Annotated in this window: 19 protein-coding genes; 11 read left to right on the top strand and 8 right to left on the bottom strand. The window is 44.7% G+C overall.

Annotation, left to right across the window (positions count from 1 at the left end; genetic code table 11):
- The 7 genes from RTV33_RS12735 to RTV33_RS12705 form a co-directional block, all read right to left on the bottom strand.
- Window positions 1-306, bottom strand: a 306-nt coding sequence (locus RTV33_RS12735; protein WP_312644813.1) for a translation initiation factor IF-2 N-terminal domain-containing protein, incomplete at its 3' end; no start/stop codon positions are given.
- A gap of 15 nt (window positions 307-321) precedes the next feature.
- On the bottom strand, window positions 322-633 hold the full coding sequence (locus RTV33_RS12730) for a ribosomal L7Ae/L30e/S12e/Gadd45 family protein (protein ID WP_312644811.1): 312 nt from the start codon (window positions 631-633) through the stop codon (window positions 322-324).
- Window positions 626-895: an RNase P modulator RnpM gene (gene rnpM, locus RTV33_RS12725; protein ID WP_312644809.1), complete on the bottom strand. Its 270-nt coding sequence runs from the start codon at window positions 893-895 to the stop codon at window positions 626-628. The genes RTV33_RS12730 and rnpM overlap by 8 nt, the downstream gene beginning before the upstream one ends.
- A gap of 28 nt (window positions 896-923) precedes the next feature.
- Window positions 924-1,985: a transcription termination factor NusA gene (nusA, locus tag RTV33_RS12720; RefSeq protein WP_312644807.1), complete on the bottom strand. Its 1,062-nt coding sequence runs from the start codon at window positions 1,983-1,985 to the stop codon at window positions 924-926.
- A gap of 1 nt (window position 1,986) precedes the next feature.
- A complete protein-coding gene (gene rimP / locus RTV33_RS12715; protein WP_312644805.1) occupies window positions 1,987-2,472 on the bottom strand; it encodes a ribosome maturation factor RimP in 486 nt (161 codons plus the stop codon).
- Between the two features lie 422 nt (window positions 2,473-2,894).
- Window positions 2,895-3,956 carry a hypothetical protein gene (locus RTV33_RS12710; RefSeq protein ID WP_312644803.1) on the bottom strand — a complete coding sequence of 354 codons (1,062 nt, stop codon included), beginning with the start codon at window positions 3,954-3,956 and terminating at the stop codon, window positions 2,895-2,897.
- Window positions 3,957-4,021: 65 nt separating this feature from the next.
- The gene (locus tag RTV33_RS12705; RefSeq protein ID WP_312644801.1) at window positions 4,022-4,222 is read right to left on the bottom strand and encodes an XRE family transcriptional regulator; all 201 of its coding nucleotides are present in this window, start codon (window positions 4,220-4,222) and stop codon (window positions 4,022-4,024) included.
- A 344-nt stretch (window positions 4,223-4,566) separates the two neighbouring features.
- On the opposite strand from RTV33_RS12705, the gene RTV33_RS12700 reads away from it, so the two are divergent.
- The 5 genes from RTV33_RS12700 (at window position 4,567) to RTV33_RS12680 (ending at window position 10,899) form a co-directional block, all read left to right on the top strand.
- On the top strand, window positions 4,567-4,896 hold the full coding sequence (locus RTV33_RS12700) for a helix-turn-helix transcriptional regulator (RefSeq protein WP_312644799.1): 330 nt from the start codon (window positions 4,567-4,569) through the stop codon (window positions 4,894-4,896).
- A 381-nt stretch (window positions 4,897-5,277) separates the two neighbouring features.
- Window positions 5,278-7,044 carry a methyl-accepting chemotaxis protein gene (locus RTV33_RS12695; protein ID WP_312644797.1) on the top strand — a complete coding sequence of 589 codons (1,767 nt, stop codon included), beginning with the start codon at window positions 5,278-5,280 and terminating at the stop codon, window positions 7,042-7,044.
- A 228-nt stretch (window positions 7,045-7,272) separates the two neighbouring features.
- Window positions 7,273-9,600, top strand: coding sequence for a xanthine dehydrogenase family protein molybdopterin-binding subunit (locus tag RTV33_RS12690; RefSeq protein ID WP_312644794.1), 2,328 nt, complete (start codon window positions 7,273-7,275; stop codon window positions 9,598-9,600).
- The gene (locus RTV33_RS12685; RefSeq protein WP_312644792.1) at window positions 9,600-10,427 is read left to right on the top strand and encodes an FAD binding domain-containing protein; all 828 of its coding nucleotides are present in this window, start codon (window positions 9,600-9,602) and stop codon (window positions 10,425-10,427) included. The genes RTV33_RS12690 and RTV33_RS12685 overlap by 1 nt, the downstream gene beginning before the upstream one ends.
- Before the next feature lies 1 nt (window position 10,428).
- Window positions 10,429-10,899: a 2Fe-2S iron-sulfur cluster-binding protein gene (locus tag RTV33_RS12680; protein WP_312644790.1), complete on the top strand. Its 471-nt coding sequence runs from the start codon at window positions 10,429-10,431 to the stop codon at window positions 10,897-10,899.
- Window positions 10,900-11,084: 185 nt separating this feature from the next.
- On the opposite strand, the gene RTV33_RS12675 is transcribed toward RTV33_RS12680, so the two are convergent.
- Complete coding sequence (locus RTV33_RS12675; protein WP_312644788.1) at window positions 11,085-11,480, bottom strand: hypothetical protein; 396 nt, start codon at window positions 11,478-11,480, stop codon at window positions 11,085-11,087.
- A 294-nt stretch (window positions 11,481-11,774) separates the two neighbouring features.
- Between RTV33_RS12675 and RTV33_RS12670 the strand changes: the two genes are divergently transcribed.
- The 6 genes from RTV33_RS12670 to RTV33_RS12645 all read left to right on the top strand — a co-directional run bounded on the left by RTV33_RS12670 (window position 11,775) and on the right by RTV33_RS12645 (window position 18,883).
- On the top strand, window positions 11,775-13,091 hold the full coding sequence (locus RTV33_RS12670) for an extracellular solute-binding protein (RefSeq protein WP_312644786.1): 1,317 nt from the start codon (window positions 11,775-11,777) through the stop codon (window positions 13,089-13,091).
- Between the two features lie 87 nt (window positions 13,092-13,178).
- Entirely contained in the window at window positions 13,179-14,063 is an 885-nt protein-coding gene (locus tag RTV33_RS12665; RefSeq protein ID WP_312644784.1) for a sugar ABC transporter permease, read from the top strand.
- Entirely contained in the window at window positions 14,064-14,909 is an 846-nt protein-coding gene (locus RTV33_RS12660) for a carbohydrate ABC transporter permease (protein ID WP_312644782.1), read from the top strand.
- Window positions 14,910-14,970: 61 nt separating this feature from the next.
- Window positions 14,971-16,785 carry a sensor histidine kinase gene (locus RTV33_RS12655; protein ID WP_312644780.1) on the top strand — a complete coding sequence of 605 codons (1,815 nt, stop codon included), beginning with the start codon at window positions 14,971-14,973 and terminating at the stop codon, window positions 16,783-16,785.
- Window positions 16,785-17,549, top strand: coding sequence for a response regulator (locus RTV33_RS12650; RefSeq protein ID WP_312644779.1), 765 nt, complete (start codon window positions 16,785-16,787; stop codon window positions 17,547-17,549). The genes RTV33_RS12655 and RTV33_RS12650 overlap by 1 nt, the downstream gene beginning before the upstream one ends.
- Window positions 17,546-18,883, top strand: a complete 1,338-nt coding sequence (locus tag RTV33_RS12645; RefSeq protein ID WP_312644777.1) for a glycoside hydrolase family 30 beta sandwich domain-containing protein — start codon at window positions 17,546-17,548, stop codon at window positions 18,881-18,883. The genes RTV33_RS12650 and RTV33_RS12645 overlap by 4 nt, the downstream gene beginning before the upstream one ends.
- Window positions 18,884-18,935: the final 52 nt, after the last annotated feature.

The following is an 18,935-nucleotide window of genomic DNA, read 5'->3' as shown; positions in this document are numbered from 1 at the left end:
TGCGGGGGCTGCAGGCGCAGCAGGGGCTGCGGGGGCTGCAGGCGCAGCAGGGGCTGCGGGTGCAGGAGCCGGTTTGTGTGCAGCCTTTGGTGCCTCTTTTTCATCGGCCTGTGCAAAGTATGTGTCAAAGCTTTCCACCTGTTTTTTCTGGGTGTAGTTCTCAAACACCACGTTCAGCTCGCTCTCGGTGAGAGCAGTCTGCGACTTATGCGGGGTGTCGTTCACCTTAGAAAGAAGCTCAACAACCTCCTTGCTGGTAACACCCAAATCTTTCGCGACCTCGCTGACTCTGTATTTTATCATCATAGACTAAAATCCTCCTTATTCCTCTGTTTCGCGGCTTAACATCGTACGTAGTTTTCCGGCAAGTCCCGGATCTGTCACCGCTATTATTCCTGTTCTCTTACCAATCTCATACCAAAATTCGTCCATTGTAATTGGTAGTGAGAAACTCTCTATGTCTTCCGCCTCGCAGATAAGGTTAATTCCCTTGCGGGATTTCTCAGATAAATCGGATGCTGTGAGCACGATTTCAGCTTCGCCTTTTAGAACCGCATCTTTCACCTGATCGAACCCCAGCAAAAGCTTGCCTGCCCTTTTTGTGAGCGAGATGGTTGATAAAAGCCTATTCACCTTTTTCCAATTCCTCCTCCATTCGGTTGTAAACCTCCTCCGGTATCTGGCAGGAGAACGAGCGTTCAAACCGTCTGGCCTTTCTCGCTTTTTTTAGGCAATCTATATTATTGCAGACATAAGCGCCTCTGCCCGGCCTTTTTCCCACCGTATCGAGTGATATTTCACCCTCGGGGCTTTTCACAACGCGAATCAGCTCTTTTTTCGGCTTCATCTCGCCGCAGCCCGAGCACATCCTCAAAGGTACTTTTTTGATTTGCATATGTCTGACCTCCTAATTGTAACGCTAATTATTCTGCCACTTCCTCGCTAAAGAAACCGCTCTCGGGGCGAATATCAATCTTCCACCCGGTGAGCTTTGCGGCAAGGCGTGCGTTCTGCCCCTTGTTACCAATTGCCAGTGACAACTGATGATCGGGAACTGTTACCTTGCACATTCTCGCACCCTCGGGGTCAACTTCGACCGCCACAACATCGGCGGGAGAAAGTGCCGCGGAGATAAACTGTGCAGGGTCTTCCGAGTATTTGACAACGTCGATTTTCTCGCCGTCCAGTTCATCTACAATTTTAGCAACACGGCTGCCCTTGGGGCCAATGCAAGCGCCCACTGCATCGACGTTTTCATCTTTGCTCCATACCGCAAGTTTGGTGCGGCTGCCCGCCTCGCGGGAGATTGCTTTGATTTCAACCGTACCGTCATAAATCTCGGGAACCTCAATTTCAAACAGGCGTTTTACTAAGCCCGGGTGCGTACGCGAAATCATAATGCGGGGGCCTTTTTCAGAGTTGGCAACCTCAACCACATAAACCTTAATGCGCTGCCCCTCAACAAGCACCTCGGTAGGAACCTGCTCAGACTTGGGAAGAACCGCCTCGTTGCGCCCAATTTCAAGGGATGCAATCCCCTTCCTGTTATCCACACGCGAAACGATAGCAGAAACAATCTCGTGTTCTTTGCTCTGGAACTCCTGCAGCAGCTGGCCTTTTTCCGCCTCGCGAATGCCTTGACGGATGACATGCTTTGCCGCCTGTGCCGCAATACGCCCAAACTGTTTTGTCTCAAGCGCGATTTCAACCGTGCCGCCAACCTCAGCGCGTTTGTCGTATTTAAAAGCATCTTCTAATAGAATATCGGTGTACTCATTTTCAATATCATCAACAACGTCTTTACGGATTGCAACATGAAAGGAGCCCTTAGTGGGATCGATATCGACCAAAGCATTCTCGGTTCCGCCGTAATCGCGCTTTACTGCAATGGCAATCGCAGCTTTAATTTTCTCCAGCAGATAATCGGCGGGAATGCCTTTTTCTTTTTCCAGAAGCGTTAGTGCCTCAAAAAACTCGTTATTCATTTTAGTCGAGTCCTCCCATATCAAAATCATCGTATAGTCTAACATATGCGGTCTCGGCTAAGGGGATTTGCATCTCCAAATCTTCGTCCAGCAATATGGTAATTTCATTGTTTTCGTAAGCAGTGAGCTGCCCTACAAAATCTTTTTGCCCCTCAACCGGGCGAATAAAGCGCACATTGACAGCCTTACCGATATACTGCTTAAAATGCCAGTCTTTCACCAGTTCGCGTTCAATGCCCGGCGAACCAACTTCGAGGTAATAGCTTTGATCAATCGGGTCTGCTTCATCCAATAGTTTATCCACCGCACGGCTGAAATTCTCGCAATCTTCAATGTTTACGCCGCCCTCTTTATCTATAAACAGGCGCAAATACCAGGACGCACCCTCTTTTTCAAAGCGCACATCCCATAAAATCAGCCCCATTTCATCTGCGACAGGCTGCACCACCTCGCTGACGAGTGTTACTGTGTTCTTCCCTTTTGCCAAGCTACCACCATTCCTTTTCTGCCGTGATTCCGTTTTACAGTGCAAACAGCCCCAAAACAAGCTTATTTCAGCAGCTGTTTGCCCCATACATAAACAAAAGAGCGGGTAACCCCACTCTTTCACAACTTAATCTTTTACTTTTATTATAGTAACATGCTTTGCAGCGTTTTGCAAGGGATAATACGAATTTATTTGATAAAAGTAACAAAACAAAAAGAAAGACACCGTTGGAGATGCGGCGTCTTTCTCTTTTGCTCTTGCCTTGCGGCTATTGTAACTCTATTACGAGAGTTGGAGATGGCTTATTTTTGCTTTTGCAAAGGCACAGCAACCTGTGCCCTTATAAAAGCAGGCGGACGGTGTGGAGAAACCACCGTCCGCCATTAAGCCGGTTAAATAACGTTAATTGTTACCAACTAAAATTATTTGCGTTTTGCAACAGCGATACCAGCAACAGAAACTACTGCCAGAGCAACAGCCAGGCCAACGAAATCGTTAGCACCGGTGTCGGGGTTGGTCTCAGCGCCATCGCCTTTGTCGGTAGCAGCGTCTGCTTTCAGCTCAACGTCAGAGATAACGTATTTGCCGAGTTTGTTGGTTTTAATTACAAATTTCTCAGCGTCCTCATCGTACTTAGCGTCTTTGAAGACAACCAGTTTGCCGTTCTCGTTGGTGTAGATGAAAGGAGCAACCATTTTGCCATCTTTGCCTTCAACCATGTCAGCAGCAATGGTCAAAGTACCAGAACGACGGAAAGTTTTGTTGTTGCCATCAAAATATCTGATGTCCAAAGCTGCCTCAGGGTATTTATCCTCGAGAGCCTCATCCTCATCGGTGAGTCTCAGGAACAGGTCTTTCTGACCCTCAGCATTAACTTCAAAAGTAGCTTTGTCATTAAAGTTCAACTCAACGTCTTTAGCATCGTCGTCAAATTTAACAACAGGTTTGCCATCAACGTCTTTGTAGTTAGAAACTTCAACTTCGCTATATTTAATTTCGCCAGCAAGAGCGTAGCTCTTCTCAGCAGCAGCATTACCACTGTCTACCTTGAAATCAGCATCAGGATAAATTGTGATAGTCATCTCAAAATCTTGTGCTTCCATGTTAAACTTGTCAGCAGTTTTGAAGGTGATGAAAGCTTGTTTGTCTTTGATGACAAAAGCAGGTTTAGAAGCAATATAGGAAGCGCCAGTGTCGATAGAAGATCTTACTTTGTAGTTCTTCAAATCAGAAATTTTGCTGATATCATCAGAGCCATCATTTACAGGAATGTAATATGTCTCGTTAGCAGCAAGACTCATGTTGTTACCGAAAAGGATAGCAGAAGATGCTTTTTCAGTTTTAGCATCTTTATCATAGGTGTAGACGTTAGCATCAATAGCAATATTCTTTGTGCCAGAATTGCCTGTAACAGCAGCGAAAGCAACGGTTGTCATGCCAAAAGCAAGAACAACAGCAAGTACAAGTGCAAGTACTTTTTTCATTGTAAATTCCTCCATAAATTTTGTTTTTTGTTTATAGCAAGCGGTTCTCCGTCCGCTCATCTAACTTATGCGGGTTTGTCAAAAAGCTCCTCAATGCTTTCGGGGGCTTTCAACAGGGTTTGCAGCTTCACGGCTTCATCCAGTGTAAAACAGCTGGCGCCCTTCAGCTTTAAAAGCAGAGTATTGTACGAGATTCCAAGAGCATCGGCTACTTCGCGTTTTGTTTTGCCGCTGAGCACAAGGTGTGCTTCAATCTGCCGGTACACCGCAACCAACTCCTTTTCTCGTTCTTATCTTTTCTCCTTTTAATTTATGACATAATGGTAACACGCTGTTTTAAAATTGTCAACCACATATTTCCATTAATTTAATATAATATAATGTATTATAGCCAATATTATGTTAAAACATTGATAAACGCGATTTGATTCTTTACGTTATTCTTAATTATTATCTCATTACTTGCTATTTTTATCCGGTACAGTTACAAATTAGTAACACGATATTTTGGCATTATTTTATTCAAATATTCGCTTTTTGGTAAAAAGACAGGTAAATTGTTGAAATACCTGCTATTACATGCTACTATTTGCTTAAAGGAGTTGATGCTATGAGCCGTGAGCAATACATAAAACGGTTGATTAAAGAAAACGGCTACACTCTAAAAGATTTTGCGCAGCAAATTGGCATGCCTTACAGTACCCTGCTTTCTATGCTCAACGGGTCAATTGGCGGTGCGGCCATTGACAGTGTACTAAAAATTTGCAGAGGGCTCGGCATCACCATCAGCAACCTTCAGCAGCATGTGCAAAATTTTGATGAAAATGACCGCTTTGGCATTACCGAAGCCGAAAGGCGATTGATTACGCAGTACCGCCTGCACCCCGACATGCAGGCTGCCGTAAATAAGCTGCTCAGTTTTGAAGCAGGTATCGGCTGAACTGGTCCTCTGTAAGCTAAAAAGTTTGCAGAGGTTTTTTCTGTATTGGGCGGCAGCGCAAAATCTGTTCGATGCACCTTGTTTATCGTTTTTATCCTTCTGTAACGCCGTGGCACCTGTAAAGCAATGCACTTGCATTTAAAAGAGCCTTGCATCACCTGTAAAGTAAATACTTATGCAGATAAAAAAGCTGAACTATTTTTTTGCCATCCTTATTAATGCCACTTAAAAAAACGAATCAATTCGTCGATATTAATCATGCCAATTCTGCTCTGATATTATATAAAAGATAATACACTGCCGATACAAGCTTTTTACAAGCTTTTATGATAAACCCGAACCTCGCACTGCAAAAAACTATAAATATATGGGGAGTAAAATATGTTTCGAAGATTAAGGAATATCAAAATTCGCTGGCAGTTAGACCTTGCATTTGGTTTGACTGTAATTTTATGTGTTGTTCCGTTGGTTGTGTGCCTTTTGTCTTTACGCAGTACACACAACATGCTAAAGATTACCAATACCGTTAGCATACCCGAAATGCGTAAGGTATGGCTTGTTAAAAACAATATTTCCAAGCTGGAGAAAAACATGCTGGATATGATCCTTACGGATGACCAGCAACGGGCCGATGCACTGATTGCAGATTCTGATGCGAAATCGTTCCAAATTATAAAGGGGCTTGAGCATTTAAAGTTTTTGCTGGCAACCGATAAAGAAAAAGTGGACGAGGCAGTTGCCTTTACTCTGGATGCAAAAGAAATTCGAAAGCAGATACAAGACATTTCCATGAGCGATCAGAAAAAGGCTACTGCGCTCTACGATGATTACAGTGCCGCCGTGCAAAAAACTGATGCAAAAGTTGATGAAATACTGGGTATTGTTGATGCCTCGGTTACACAGAGGGTAGAAGAATCTGGTTTGGGCAGTAGTTTTGCACAAGCCTCGTCTATCCTGCTTGGTTTGTTTGGCGTTCTTTTCTCTATTGCAATTTCTATATTTATTGGGCGCGGCATCTATAAGCCAATCAGCGAAATTGAAGCCTTTGCACAACAAATGGCAAAAGGTAATATGGGCGCTGAATTAGCCTATCAGTCTCATAACGAGCTGGGACGCCTGGCCGATAGCCTGCGCCATTCTGTGGCTGCACTTTTCCTCTACATAAAAGATATTGACAGAGTGATGGAGGAAATGGCTGACGGCAATTTCGATTTAGCCCCCGCCCAAAAGTACATTGGGGATTTTGAAAATATTGAAAATTCTATGACAAAGTTTATTGCCATAACGTCATCTACCCTGTCTCAAATCAATGAGGCTGCCGAGCAGGTAGCCAGCGGTTCCGATCAAGTTTCCTACGGCGCACAGGCACTTTCTCAAGGCGCTACCGAGCAGGCAAGTTCCATCCAAGAGCTTTCTGCTGCAATTACAGAAATAACCGGCCAAACCAGAAAAAATGCCGACAATGCCATGGTTGTAAGCCAGAGAGCTACCGACATGGGCACTTCTATCGACAACAGCAATAAGCAGATGCAGCAAATGCTTGCCGCAATGGAACAAATCAGCAGCAAGTCAGACGAAATCAGTAAAATTATAAAAACAATTGAAAATATTGCTTTTCAAACAAACATTCTTGCACTGAACGCGGCAGTAGAGGCTGCAAGAGCCGGTGCAGCCGGCAAGGGCTTTGCTGTGGTTGCCGATGAGGTGCGAAACCTTGCCAGCAAAAGTGCCGAGGCTGCAAAAAACACAACTGTTTTGATTGAGGATTCGGTTCATGCGGTAAAAGACGGGGTTAAAATTGCAGATTCCACTGCAAAAGCATTGGAAGAGGTTGTTGCGGATGCAGAGTATATTGTAACTGCAGTCACTAAAATCTCCGGCAGGTCAAAGAATCAGGCAATTGCAATCGAACAAATCTCTACAGGCGTTGACCAAATATCGGGCGTGGTACAAACCAACTCTGCCACCGCCGAACAAAGTGCGGCTGCGAGCGAAGAGCTTTCCAGCCAAGCACAGGTGCTAAAAGATCTTATCAAAGCGTTTCGTCTGAAAAAGGATGCTGCAACGGCGTATGCGCAGTACAACGATTTGGGTGAAGCCCTTGACGAAGCTGATTTTGATCACCATTATTACAGTGATAAATATTAAAGGGAACGATTAAACCAATTTAAAGCGTGAAAAGCCCGATGTCGAATAAAAACCGACATCGGGCTTTTTGCATGCTTTTATCGTCGGGCACATGAGCCTGCACCATAAGATATAAACAGCTTAAACCTGTGAAACAATAAGACTTCTTAAATAATGCTCATTAATTGCATAAAATTATTTGAAAATATTAACAATAACAATAGGATCACATGTTGTAGGGGGATTGCAGTGTATACACAATTAGGTCAGGACATGATACGTAAAGAAGCCTGGAATAAGGTAACCGGAGCCGCCGACTATACAAACGACTTGCCTGAACCGGCAGCGTTATGTGCAAAGCTGCTGACCAGCCGCTACGCACATGCCCACATCGTCTCGATTGATACCGTAAAGGCAAGCAGCATGCAGGGAGTAAAAGCCATAGTAACCGGAAAAGATGTTCATTTTTTATGCGGCGCACTTCTGAATGACAAGCCTCCCCTCGCCAAGGATAAGGTTCGCTTTTTTGGTGAGCCGGTTGCAATGGTAATTGCCGATAATGAACAGCATGCAAAGGCCGCAGTAAATTGCATTCAGGTTGAATATCAGGCTCTGCCCGTCGTTAACTCCATTGTCGATGCGCTGAAGCCGAATCCGACTTTAATTCATGAAAATCTGATGAATTATAAAAAGATGATAGACGACGTTTACCCGATCGAGAATTCGAACATCTGCAGCCACCATAAAATTCGCAAAGGAGATGTGCAAAAGGGCTGGGCTGAAAGTGAAGTTACGGTTGAGGGGACGCTGATGCTCCCCCAATCGGACCATGCAGCGATGGAGACCAGAACTGCCCGCTGCAAAATGCAGCCGGACGGCAGGGTGGTGATTCAATGTTCCTCGCAGGCGCCGTTTGCCGTTAAAGAGCTGATCAGCGAATATTTTAAACTGCCGGAAGGAAATATCGCTGTGCAAGTGCCGCTTGTGGGCGGCAGCTTTGGGGGCAAGGTGGCTGCCGAACCCGAAGTGTTAGCTGTAATTGCGGCAAAAGCCGTTGAGGGAAACTGCGTCAAACTGGTGAATACCCGCGAGGAGGATATGGTAAGCTTCCCCTGCCACATGGGGGTGGAAGCAAAAATTAAGTTGGGAGCAAAGAAAAACGGGAAAATTACTGCCGCAGAAATGATTTTTCACGTGGATTGCGGAGGCTATGCCGAAATCGCACCGAAAATGGCGAAAGCTATTTTGGTGGATTGCACCGGCCCTTATCATATCGAAAATATCCACTGCGATTGCTATACGGTTTATACCAACCATCCCTACACTACCTCTTTTCGAGGGTTTGGGCACGAATCCCAAGCTTTTTGTTTGGAACGCATGATGGACAAGCTTGCTGCGGCGCTTAAGATGGACCCATTGCAGCTGCGCATGGTGAACGCTATAAAAGAAGATGATTTTACCCCAACTCAGGTAAAGGTTACTTTAAGCAATACAGGTAATTTTGCAGAATGTCTTAACAGGCTTAAAACCCTTATTAACTGGGAGGAAGGTACAAGGATAGAGCAGAGCAATAACCTTGTGCGGGCAAAAGGGATTGGATGCTTCTATAAGACCTCAGATACCCCAACAGATGCTGCTGCCAGTGCGATTATTATCTTTAACAAAGACGGAAGCATCCATTTAAATTGCGGTGCTGTGGAATGCGGGCCGGGCATGAGAACAACTGCAGCTCAAATTCTTGCCGAAAAAATGAACATGAACATTGACCGAATTCATGTAAAAATGGAGATTGACTCTGAGACAACGCCCAAGTATTGGAAAACCGTCGCCAGCATGACCACCTTTATGGTGGGCAGGGCTGTCCTAAGCGCTGCGGACGACGCGATACGCCAATTGCTAAGCCTAGGTGCAATTGCCCTGCGCTGCCCGCCCGAGGATTTGGAGCTAGGGGAAGAAAAAGTTTTTGTACGAAGCGACCCGACCATGTATGTGTCATTTAAGCATCTGGTACATGGCTACAAGTATCCAAACGGAAATGCCATTACGGGGCCCATCATTGGCAGGGGAAGCTACATTATGAACCACCTGACCCTGCTTGACCAAGAAACCGGAAAAGGCAAAGCGGGGCCGTGCTGGACAGTTGGCGCACAAGCCGTCGAAGTGGAGTACGACACCAAACAGCACACCTACCGCATTTTAAGAGCGGCCACTGTTATCGATGCAGGGAAGGTTCTAAACCCTAAAACCGCAAAGGGTGTTGTAATGGGCGGAATGTGTATGGGGCTGGGGCTAGGTACCGGTGAGCACTTTGTTTACGATGACAAAGGAATCATACAAGACACCAGCTTTCGTACGTACAAGATGCTGCGGTATGGAGAGGTACCGGAATATTTAATTGATTTTGTAGAGACGCCCCATATCGAAGCGCCCTTTGGTGCAAGAGGAATCGCCGAGCATGGTATTATCGGCATCCCCGCCGCTTTGGCCAACGCCTTATCGCTGGCAGCAGGTGTGGATATTACCGAACTGCCTATCACCCCGGAATATTTGTGGAAGAAAAAGACAGGTGCGCTGTGATGATATCTTTTGATTTTGAATATTATAAGCCAGAAACTTTGGAGGAAGCTGTTTTATGCTATCATCAGCTTGTCTCCCACAACAAGCATCCGCTTTATTATGGCGGAGGAACCGAAATTGTGAGCATGGCAAGGGCCGAAAGCCTTCGGTTCGATGCGGTAATTGACCTCAAGGGCATTCCGGAGTGCAGCTATATGGGGTTTGAGGACAACAGCCTTGTTCTGGGCAGTGCCCTGACATTAACGCAGATTGCCGAGGCCGGGCACTATCCCCTATTGTGTGAAACTGCCGCCAGAATTGCCGACCATACGATTCAGGGCAAGATCACACTGGGCGGCAATTTAGCCGGCACTGTTAAATACCGCGAAACTTCTTTGCCGCTGATGATTACAAACTGCAAGGCGAAAGTAATGACACAAAACGGGTTGCAGGAATTGTTATTCTCGCAAATTTTTGACGGACATTTGCGGCTGCAAAAAGGCGATTTTCTGGTGCAGCTTTTCGTGGATCAAAATAAGCTTCTTCTGCCCTATGCCCATGTCAAAAAGACCAAGATGGATAAAATCGACTATCCGCTCATCACATTGGTGGGGAATAAAAGTTCTTTGAAAATCAAGGCGGCCGTCAGCGGATTGGCAAACTGCCCTCTTATTCTGCCGTCCGACCTGCTGAGTAACACCATGTTGACCGAAGAAGAGCGAATCACCCAGATTACCGAGCAGATCAAAGGCTCTGTCATCAGCGATTATTTGGGGAGCAAAGAGTATCGCATCTTTGTTTTACGTAATATTTTGCTGCAGATGTACGAAAATTTTAAGGGGGAATAGCATGATATCCTATACGGAGAAAAGCATCATCGAATTAAATATAAACGAAGAAACCGTATCTGTTATGGTTCAGCCGTCCGATACTCTGCTTTACGTCTTAAGGGAGAAACTATTTCTTACCGGGGCTAAGCCCGGATGTGAAAACGGTGATTGCGGTGCGTGTACGGTTCTTGTTGACGGCTGGCCTATAAAATCTTGCCTGATGCTGGCGGTGGAGGCTATTGGGCACCAGATTTTAACGGTAGAGGGACTCAAGTATGCCCCTGTTCAACGGGCATTTGTAGAAAAATGGGGGTTCCAGTGCGGATACTGCACCTCCGGCTTTTTGATGGTATGCCATTCCCTGTCCAACCTCCACCCCGATGCAGGCGATTTTGTAATAGAACAGTGGCTTCAATCCAACCTTTGCAGGTGCACCGGTTACGCCGAGATTAAAGACGCAGTGAAAGCAATTTTAGCAAAAGAATATTAAGCGGAGGTTATCTTGGTTTTGAAAACAGCAGCCGAAAACTGCACAAAAAGAACAGGCGGGTAAACCACCGCTTGTTCTTTTTTATTTGCACCTTTTTCGGAATTGTTTCCCGCTCATCTGTTATTTCAGCATCTCCAAAAGCAAACAGGGGTGCTGAGCACCCCTGTAAAACCTTTATCTTACTATTAAAATCGGTCACGATCATGGTCTCGACGACGATCTCGATCGCGGTCACGGTCATCGAATGGGAAAAAGAAAAACGGAAAGAAAAACGGGTTAAATCTGCGTCTTCTATGTCTATCGAACATATCTCTTACCATGAGGGCTCTTGTAAAATCATTGATTGTAGACCTGTTGTGCCCCATTGGTGGATCGTTCATCACATTGCTTCTTCTAACCGCCTCATCCGTTAACTGATTTATGTTCTCGTTTGACAGATTGTACATGCTTTCGTCGCTGAGCGAATCAACTATGTCCTGAACATGCGGATAAATTCTTGTATAACAATCAGGATACATTTTTTCCATACGATCCATATAATCTACCGATAAGTTCATGGGGTTGCCCAAATAATTATCCATAATAACCTCCTTTATTTTTTGACGAATCAATCATCAAAAGTTTCAATAACAGTTTATGTCTGCTATCTGTAAAAGGTGTCGTAGAAATTGGGCTGACCAGCTTGTAAGACATTAGTTTCAGATAATAAAAGGGCTCCCTTGCCGAGCCAATCTTCGTTTTTTGTCCGTATCTTTAGGATATTTCAAAAATATTCCACCTTTTTGTAAAATCGGTATCTGTATTACACAAAAAAATAATGCTATGATGAAATAAACAAAGTAGGTTTCACAATACAAGTTTAAGGGAGGATCACAATGAAAAAGAAATTATTCGCATTGTTACTTGCGGCTACCATGGCAGCAACACTGTTCACTGCCTGTAAAAACCCCGCACCGAGCACCGCTGTGCCAGAGCCCAAACCGGACGCTGCAGCAAAAACCATAACACTGAAAATTTTCTCGAACCTGCCGGACAGAAAAAACGGCCAAGGCTTGGTGGAGCAAATGATTATTGATGAATACATGGCTGCGAACACCAACGTAAAAATTGAAGTGGAAGCTTTGGACGAAGAAGCTTACAAAACAAAGTTTAAGGCATACTCCATGGACGGTATGCCCGATGTTGTAAGCATTTGGGGGCAGCCCTCTTTCCTGGATGAAGTGCTCGACGCCGGGGTTTTGGCTGAGCTAAACCCTGCCGATTACACCAACTACGGCTTCATCCCCGGGTCTTTAGATGGCTTTGGTAAAGACGGCAAGCTTTATGGCCTGCCCCGCAACACCGATGTTATGGCATTTTACTACAACGAAAAAGTGTTTAAAGACAACGGCTGGAAGGTACCCGCCACCTACGAAGAACTGCTCGCCTTAGCCCCCACCATTAAGGCGGCTGGCATTGTTCCTGTTGCAATGGATGGCGGAGACGGCTGGCCAATGGCCATCTACTTAACCGACCTGATGATTCGCATAAACGGTAATTGCAGCGACATCATTTCCAAAGCGATTGCCTCCGGAGATTTTAGCGACCCTGTATTCGAAAAAGCGACCCAACTGCTGGTTGACACTGTAAACGCAGGCTTGTTCCAGATAGGTTACGACACACAAGACTACGGCACCGCCATGAACTTGTTCACAAACGGGCAAGCCGCCATGTTCTACATGGGCAGCTGGGAGTCCTCCATGGCTTTAAACGAAGACATTACTGAAGAAATTCGTACCAACGTGCGTGCATTTACAATGCCCCCGCTTGCAGGCGGCAAAAGTGCGCAAACTGATATTGCAGCCTGGAACGGCGGCGGCTATGCGGTATCGGCCGAATCTGAGGTAAAAGACGAAGCGATTAAATTCCTAAACTTTATGTATCAGCCCGATAAACTATCCAAATATGGCTGGGAAAATGGCGTTGGCATGTCTGCACAAGATCAATCTGCATATATGACCGGCAAAGAAACCGAGCTGCAAAATGTATTTACAAGCATTACAACCGGCGCAACAAGCGTTTCGGGTACACCACTAAACGACTGTGGTCCCTCCGCTTTTAAAACCTCAATCGAGAGTGAAATTCAAAGCGTCTCCAACGGCACCAAAACTGTTAAAGATTTTCTTAGCACGATTGGCGCAGCATGTAAATAATTGATACACCTAATGTAACTAGATTTACCCATATGGCTGCCTAATATTTGTTTTAGGCAGCCATAATTTTAAGGAGGGAGGGTAACTGTGAAGAAGCTTTACAGCAACAAAGCGGTCATCTTCAGTTTGGTTCTACCGGGCCTTTTGTTTTTTCTTTTTGCCATACTATTCCCTATCTGCCTTAGCATCTATTATAGTTTCACGCAATATTCCGGAATGGGTACCGCTACCCTAATTGGGTTAAATAACTATAAGGCTTTGTTACATGATACAAAGTTCTTTGTCTCTCTTCGAAACTCCTTGCTTTTGGCTATTGGCTTTATCTGCATCCAGCACCCGATTGCCATCGTTGTTGCCGCTACCTTAGATAAGCTGCAGGGCAAGGCAGAAGGTATCTTTCGCTGTATCTACTTTATTCCGAATGTCATTTCGGTTGCGGTTATCGCATATTTATGGAAGTTTATTTACAACCCCGATTTCGGTTTATTGAACAATGTTTTGAAAGCACTGGGGTTTTTAGGGCAAGTAAACTGGCTTAGTGCCAATAATGCCATTTGGTCTGTGCTCGTTGTGCTGATTTGGCACGGTTTTGGCTGGGGCATGCTGATTTACTATACAGGCATTAAGAACATTGATCCTGTGCTTTATGAAGCTGCTTCCATCGATGGCGCAACGCCGAAAACCACCTTTTTAAGAATAACCCTGCCACTGATGAAACCGGTGATTCAGGTAAACGTTACTATGGCCATTATTTCCGCCTTAAAACAAATGGAAACGGTATATTTGCTGACAAACGGCGGCCCCGGCGACAGAACCCAGTTTGCGGCAACTTATTTGTATCAGCAAGCTTTCAAAGCCTTTAAGTACGGTTACGGTAATGCCATTGGCGTAGTCTTTATTGCTATTTGCTTAGTGGTAACGGTTTTATTGGGCAAACTCTTTCAAGAAAAAGAAGCGCTGGAGGTGAGATAGATGGATTATGCAAAGAAAAAAAATTACCCCTTCACTAAAACCTTACTGTACATACTTTTAATCATAATCGCTGTAATCCAAATATTTCCCTTAATCTGGCTCATTAACTTTTCGGTGGCTCGCAGCAGCGAAATGTTTACCAGCGGTCTTTTGATTATCCCAAAAGAAATACAATGGGGCAACTACGTAAAAGCTTTTGTGGACGGCAATTTTTTATGGTATTTGAAGAACAGCCTGGTAATTAATATCCTCGCTGTTGTTTTGGTTGTCATCAGCTCTATTATGGCTGCATTTGCGTGCCGCCGTATGCGCTGGAAGCTCAGCGGCTTTGTAAAAACACTGCTGCTGCTTGGCATGATGATCCCCATCCATGCAACCCTGCTGCCAAACTATAAAATCTATAACGCCCTGGGTTTAACCGATAGCATTTGGGCTTTGCTGATTCCTTACGTTGCCTTTTCGCTCCCGCAGGGGTTTTTCTTAATGAGTAGCTTTATGGAATCTATCCCCGTGGAGTTGGAAGAAGCCGCCGTGATAGACGGCTGCGGTATTTACCGCATTGTTTTCACCATTATTACGCCGTTGTTAAAATCATCGATTGCTACAGTATCTATCATGACGTTTTTGAACAACTGGAACGAATTTATGATGGCCATGACCTATTTGAGCTCACCCAAATGGAAGACACTCCCCTTTTCAGTGCTGGAATTCACCGGGCAGTATTCGTCAAATTATGCGGTACAGTTTGCTGTAATGGCATTAACCGCAGCTCCAGCTGTAATTGTGTATCTCTTTTTAAACAAGCACATTACAAAAGGTGTGGCCATGGGTGCCATAAAAGGTTGATTTTTACAATAAAACTCTGTACTGTATAATAAAGGTAATGTGTATGGGATGGGGTCTTGTTATGAGAAGAATGAAACTGTGGATCAGCAATCTAAGCATTCAGCGAAAAATCATCTTTTATGTTTATCTGGTCATCAGCCCTATTTTGGTATTGATCAGTACCGTTTTGTTTATTAGCAACTACCGGACATCTATAAGAAACCAAATAGAGGCAGACATTAATTTGGTAAAAAGCGTAGAAGAAAGCATCAGTGTAATACAGTCGGATGTAACGGATTTATCGATCTATTTGTGTATTAACAGTGATATCAATCAAATTTTAACCTCGGGCACCCCACAGGCGTTAAACCAAAACCGCAGACTGTGGATGAACAACGCACCCATGCAATTTGTAGAAGACATTATCGCCTTAAAGGGCTATATCAAAACCATTGCCATTTACCCCGAAAACGGCGTTTTTCCCTATCTGCGCTGTATCGATTCCAGTGCATATCTTCCCTCCATTGAGCAGGTACGCAATACCGATACCTATCAGGCCTCTGTCGCCAACAAGGGTGAAGTCACCTGGGCACGGGTATCTCGCGGCGATTCCGATATCTATAAGGCAAACCGCACGGATAAAATCGTCATGTACCGTGAAATTTATGATCTATCCAAGAAAACACCGTTGGGCTACCTGGTATTCGGCATTGATGCCCGAAAATATACCGATTTGTGTAAAAATGCATTGCAGCAAGGCGATGAGGGAATTGTAGTGTTAAGCTGGCGGGGCGAGGAACTAACCCGTGCCGGTGAGGTAGATGCGGAAATTTTGCAGTATGTGCAAAGCACCGCGTACACTGCAACCCCGTATCAGCAGCGTGATACCTATTTTCAATACGGCTCTTACAATGTTTTTTGCAGCCAAAGCCAGAAAAAAGGTGTACTCGTGTGTAAAATGGTACCTAAAAGTGCAGGCAACAGTCAGCTTTACAGCATTGCAATGCTACCCGTGCTTTTACTCATTGGCTTATTGCTTGGGCTGTGGCCTCTTCTTCAGTTTGTGTCGAATGTTATATCGAAGCCTTTGGGGCGTTTGTGCCTTGCTATGGATAAATTTAAAAAAGGTGATTTTGAACAAAAGGTAACAGTTACCGCAAGCGATGAAGTGGGGGCAGTAACCGAGTGCTTTAATCAGATGGTTGAAGAAATTAAAGAGCTGATTGATACAAACTATGTGATGGCGCTCAAAGAAAAAGAAAGCGAGCTTGTTGCGTTGCAGGCACAAATCAACCCGCATTTTCTGTACAATACCCTTGACTCGCTGTATTGGCGAGCGCTTCATAATGGGAACGAAGAGCTTGCGGAGGATATTTTAGCACTGTCGCAACTGTTCCGCTTAGTATTAGGGCAAGGCAAAGGAATTATCCCCGTTTGCCAAGAGCGTGAGCTGATCGCCCGTTATCTTCAAATTCAAAAAATGCGCTTTACTGACCGGCTGGAATATAGCATCAACATTCAAGAAGATATGCTGGATTACTACATACCAAAACTCATTTTACAGCCATTCGTGGAAAATGCAATTATTCACGGCCTTGAAAATACAAGCGCAACCGGTAGGCTGCTGGTAACAGGCTGCTTAAAAGGCGGTTATCTTGAGTTTAGCGTGCAAGACAACGGCATTGGCATGACGCCCGAGCAGGTTGACGGAATTTGGAACATGGATGATTCCAAACGCTATTCCAGCCAAAGAATTGGTGGATATGCTATTAAAAATGTAAAGGAACGGCTCGAGCTGAAATATCAAGACGATTACCGCTTGCACATTCATAGTGAAGTAGGAAAGGGTACGACAATTACGATAGCAATACCTGCAAAAGGAAAGGTGGTGGAGTAATGGCCGTTAAATTACTGATTGCAGATGATGAGGATGCTATCCGCAACGGAATGGCGAACTATATTCGGCTATACAGCAACCACATCGACAAGGTATATACAGCCGCCAACGGGCAGGAGGCTTTGGATCTCATCATCCGGCATGAACCCGACCTGATGCTGCTTGATATACAGATGCCAATTTTGAATGGAATTGAAGTGATGAAAGAAGCCGATAAAGCCGGCATTCTTCCTAGAACCATCATCTTGAGCGGCTACGATGAATTTAAGTATGCCCAACAGGCACTGCGCCATGGAGCAGACGACTATTTGCTGAAGCCCTGCCGTTCAACAGAGATTTTGGCGCGGCTTGATACTATTCTTGAAAAAATGCAAGGCTCACTCAAAGAGACGCAGCAGGCACATCAGACCAATTATCTTGTGGATAGTGCTGTAGAATACATGAAAGAGCATTATAATGAAAATTTGACCTTGGCAGATGTATCCAAAAAAGTGGGGATCACCAGCGGGTATTTGTCCACGCTTTTCTCGCAGAATAGGAGCATCGGCTTTGTGGATTTTCTAAATGAAATACGAATTGAACATGCGTGTATCTATTTGCAGCAGTATCAAATGAAAACGTACGAGGTGGCCTTTAAGGTTGGCTTTAAAGATGAAAAGTATTTTTCAAAAGTATTCAAAAAGGTGATGGATATGTCCCCGTTAGAATTTCGTAAAACGCAGAAGGAAGCACAGCAGATTAAACGGATAGGAGAGAGTGTATGAACCTTGAATTTGTAACGACTACATTTGCAGAGAATGTAAAACGCGAAACTACAACAGTTTTGGAAATGGTGCCGGATTTAGGCGAGGAAAACCAGCTCATCAACCTATACCCAGAGGTGCGGTACCAAGCCTTTGAAGGATTTGGCGGTGCCCTGACCGATGCCGCAGGTTATGTGTACGCACAGATGAACCAACAGCAAAAAGACACCTTGCTGAAAACATATTTTGATGAGAACGAAATGGGTTACCGCATAGCGCGTATTCATATCGACAGTTGTGATTTTTCTTTAGGACATTACGAGGCGATGTCTGACCCAACCGACCTTGAAATGAAAAGCTTTTGCTTGGATAGAACCGAGCAATACATTTTACCGCTGCTTGATGATGCGCAGAAATTTACAAGCAAAAACATTGAGATTATGGTAACCCCCTGGAGCCCGCCCGCTTTTATGAAAACCAACGGGGAGAGGAACCACGGCGGCAAACTTAAAAAAGAGTTTCAATCGTTTTGGTCAAACTATATCTGCCATTACATCAAAGAATTCCGCCGGCGTGGATATACAGTTACCAGAATGAGCCTGCAAAACGAGCCCAAAGCCATCCAACTATGGGATTCGTGTGAATTTACAGCCGCAGAAGAAAAAGAGTTTTTAAAAAACTATCTGTATCCGGCTTTTGTAAAAAATGAGCTCACGGATATTGAGATTTTTATTTGGGACCACAACAAAGAGCGTGTTTTTGAGCGCGCTTGTGAAATTATTGATGATGAAACCGATGCTATGGTGGCAGGTATTGCCTTCCATTGGTACAGCGGCGACCATTTTGAAGCGCTCAATTTGGTGCGGGAAAAGTTCCCCGATAAAAAGTTGATTTTATCTGAGGCATGTATTGAATACAGTAAGTTTTCGCAGGATAATTACCTGGAAAACGCAAAAAAATACGCGCACGATATCATCGGAAATTTGAACAACGGTATGACCGCATTTTACGATTGGAATATTTTGCTCGATAAAAAAGGCGGCCCAAACCATGTTGGCAACTACTGTGACGCACCGTTTTTGTTTGATACAGAGAAGAAAGAGCTATTGGAACGCAACACCCTAGCGTATATCCGCCATTTCAGCCGCTACATAAAGCCTGGTGCAGTCCGCATCGCCCATAGCCGCTACACGCAAGACATAGAGGTTACCGCATTTTCGAATACAGATGATACCATTGTAGCTGTGGTTTTGAACCAGACAAGTCACGAAGTATCGGCTTTCATCCGCCTAAACGGAATTTGTGCAAAAGTTGTGATTCCGCCAAATTCAATTTCCACTGGCATTTTCAAATAGGGCGCAGGTGCTTCTTAAAGCTGATTTAGAGTGCAAAACAGCAGCAGAAAGG

The organism is Hydrogenoanaerobacterium sp., from assembly GCF_032017025.1.
GTDB lineage: Bacteria > Bacillota > Clostridia > Oscillospirales > Ruminococcaceae > Hydrogenoanaerobacterium.
This window is presented reverse-complemented; position numbering and strand designations above follow the sequence as displayed.

Coding starts and splice junctions, on each gene's coding strand:
- RTV33_RS12645 (WP_312644777.1), top strand. CDS start 17,546: ATGAACCTTGAATTTGTAACGACTACATTTGCAGAGAATGTAAAACGC.
- RTV33_RS12700 (WP_312644799.1), top strand. CDS start 4,567: ATGAGCCGTGAGCAATACATAAAACGGTTGATTAAAGAAAACGGCTAC.
- rnpM (WP_312644809.1), bottom strand. CDS start 895: ATGCAAATCAAAAAAGTACCTTTGAGGATGTGCTCGGGCTGCGGCGAG.
- RTV33_RS12660 (WP_312644782.1), top strand. CDS start 14,064: ATGGATTATGCAAAGAAAAAAAATTACCCCTTCACTAAAACCTTACTG.
- RTV33_RS12650 (WP_312644779.1), top strand. CDS start 16,785: ATGGCCGTTAAATTACTGATTGCAGATGATGAGGATGCTATCCGCAAC.
- RTV33_RS12685 (WP_312644792.1), top strand. CDS start 9,600: ATGATATCTTTTGATTTTGAATATTATAAGCCAGAAACTTTGGAGGAA.
- RTV33_RS12670 (WP_312644786.1), top strand. CDS start 11,775: ATGAAAAAGAAATTATTCGCATTGTTACTTGCGGCTACCATGGCAGCA.
- nusA (WP_312644807.1), bottom strand. CDS start 1,985: ATGAATAACGAGTTTTTTGAGGCACTAACGCTTCTGGAAAAAGAAAAA.
- RTV33_RS12695 (WP_312644797.1), top strand. CDS start 5,278: ATGTTTCGAAGATTAAGGAATATCAAAATTCGCTGGCAGTTAGACCTT.
- RTV33_RS12655 (WP_312644780.1), top strand. CDS start 14,971: ATGAGAAGAATGAAACTGTGGATCAGCAATCTAAGCATTCAGCGAAAA.
- RTV33_RS12710 (WP_312644803.1), bottom strand. CDS start 3,956: ATGAAAAAAGTACTTGCACTTGTACTTGCTGTTGTTCTTGCTTTTGGC.
- RTV33_RS12675 (WP_312644788.1), bottom strand. CDS start 11,480: ATGGATAATTATTTGGGCAACCCCATGAACTTATCGGTAGATTATATG.
- RTV33_RS12680 (WP_312644790.1), top strand. CDS start 10,429: ATGATATCCTATACGGAGAAAAGCATCATCGAATTAAATATAAACGAA.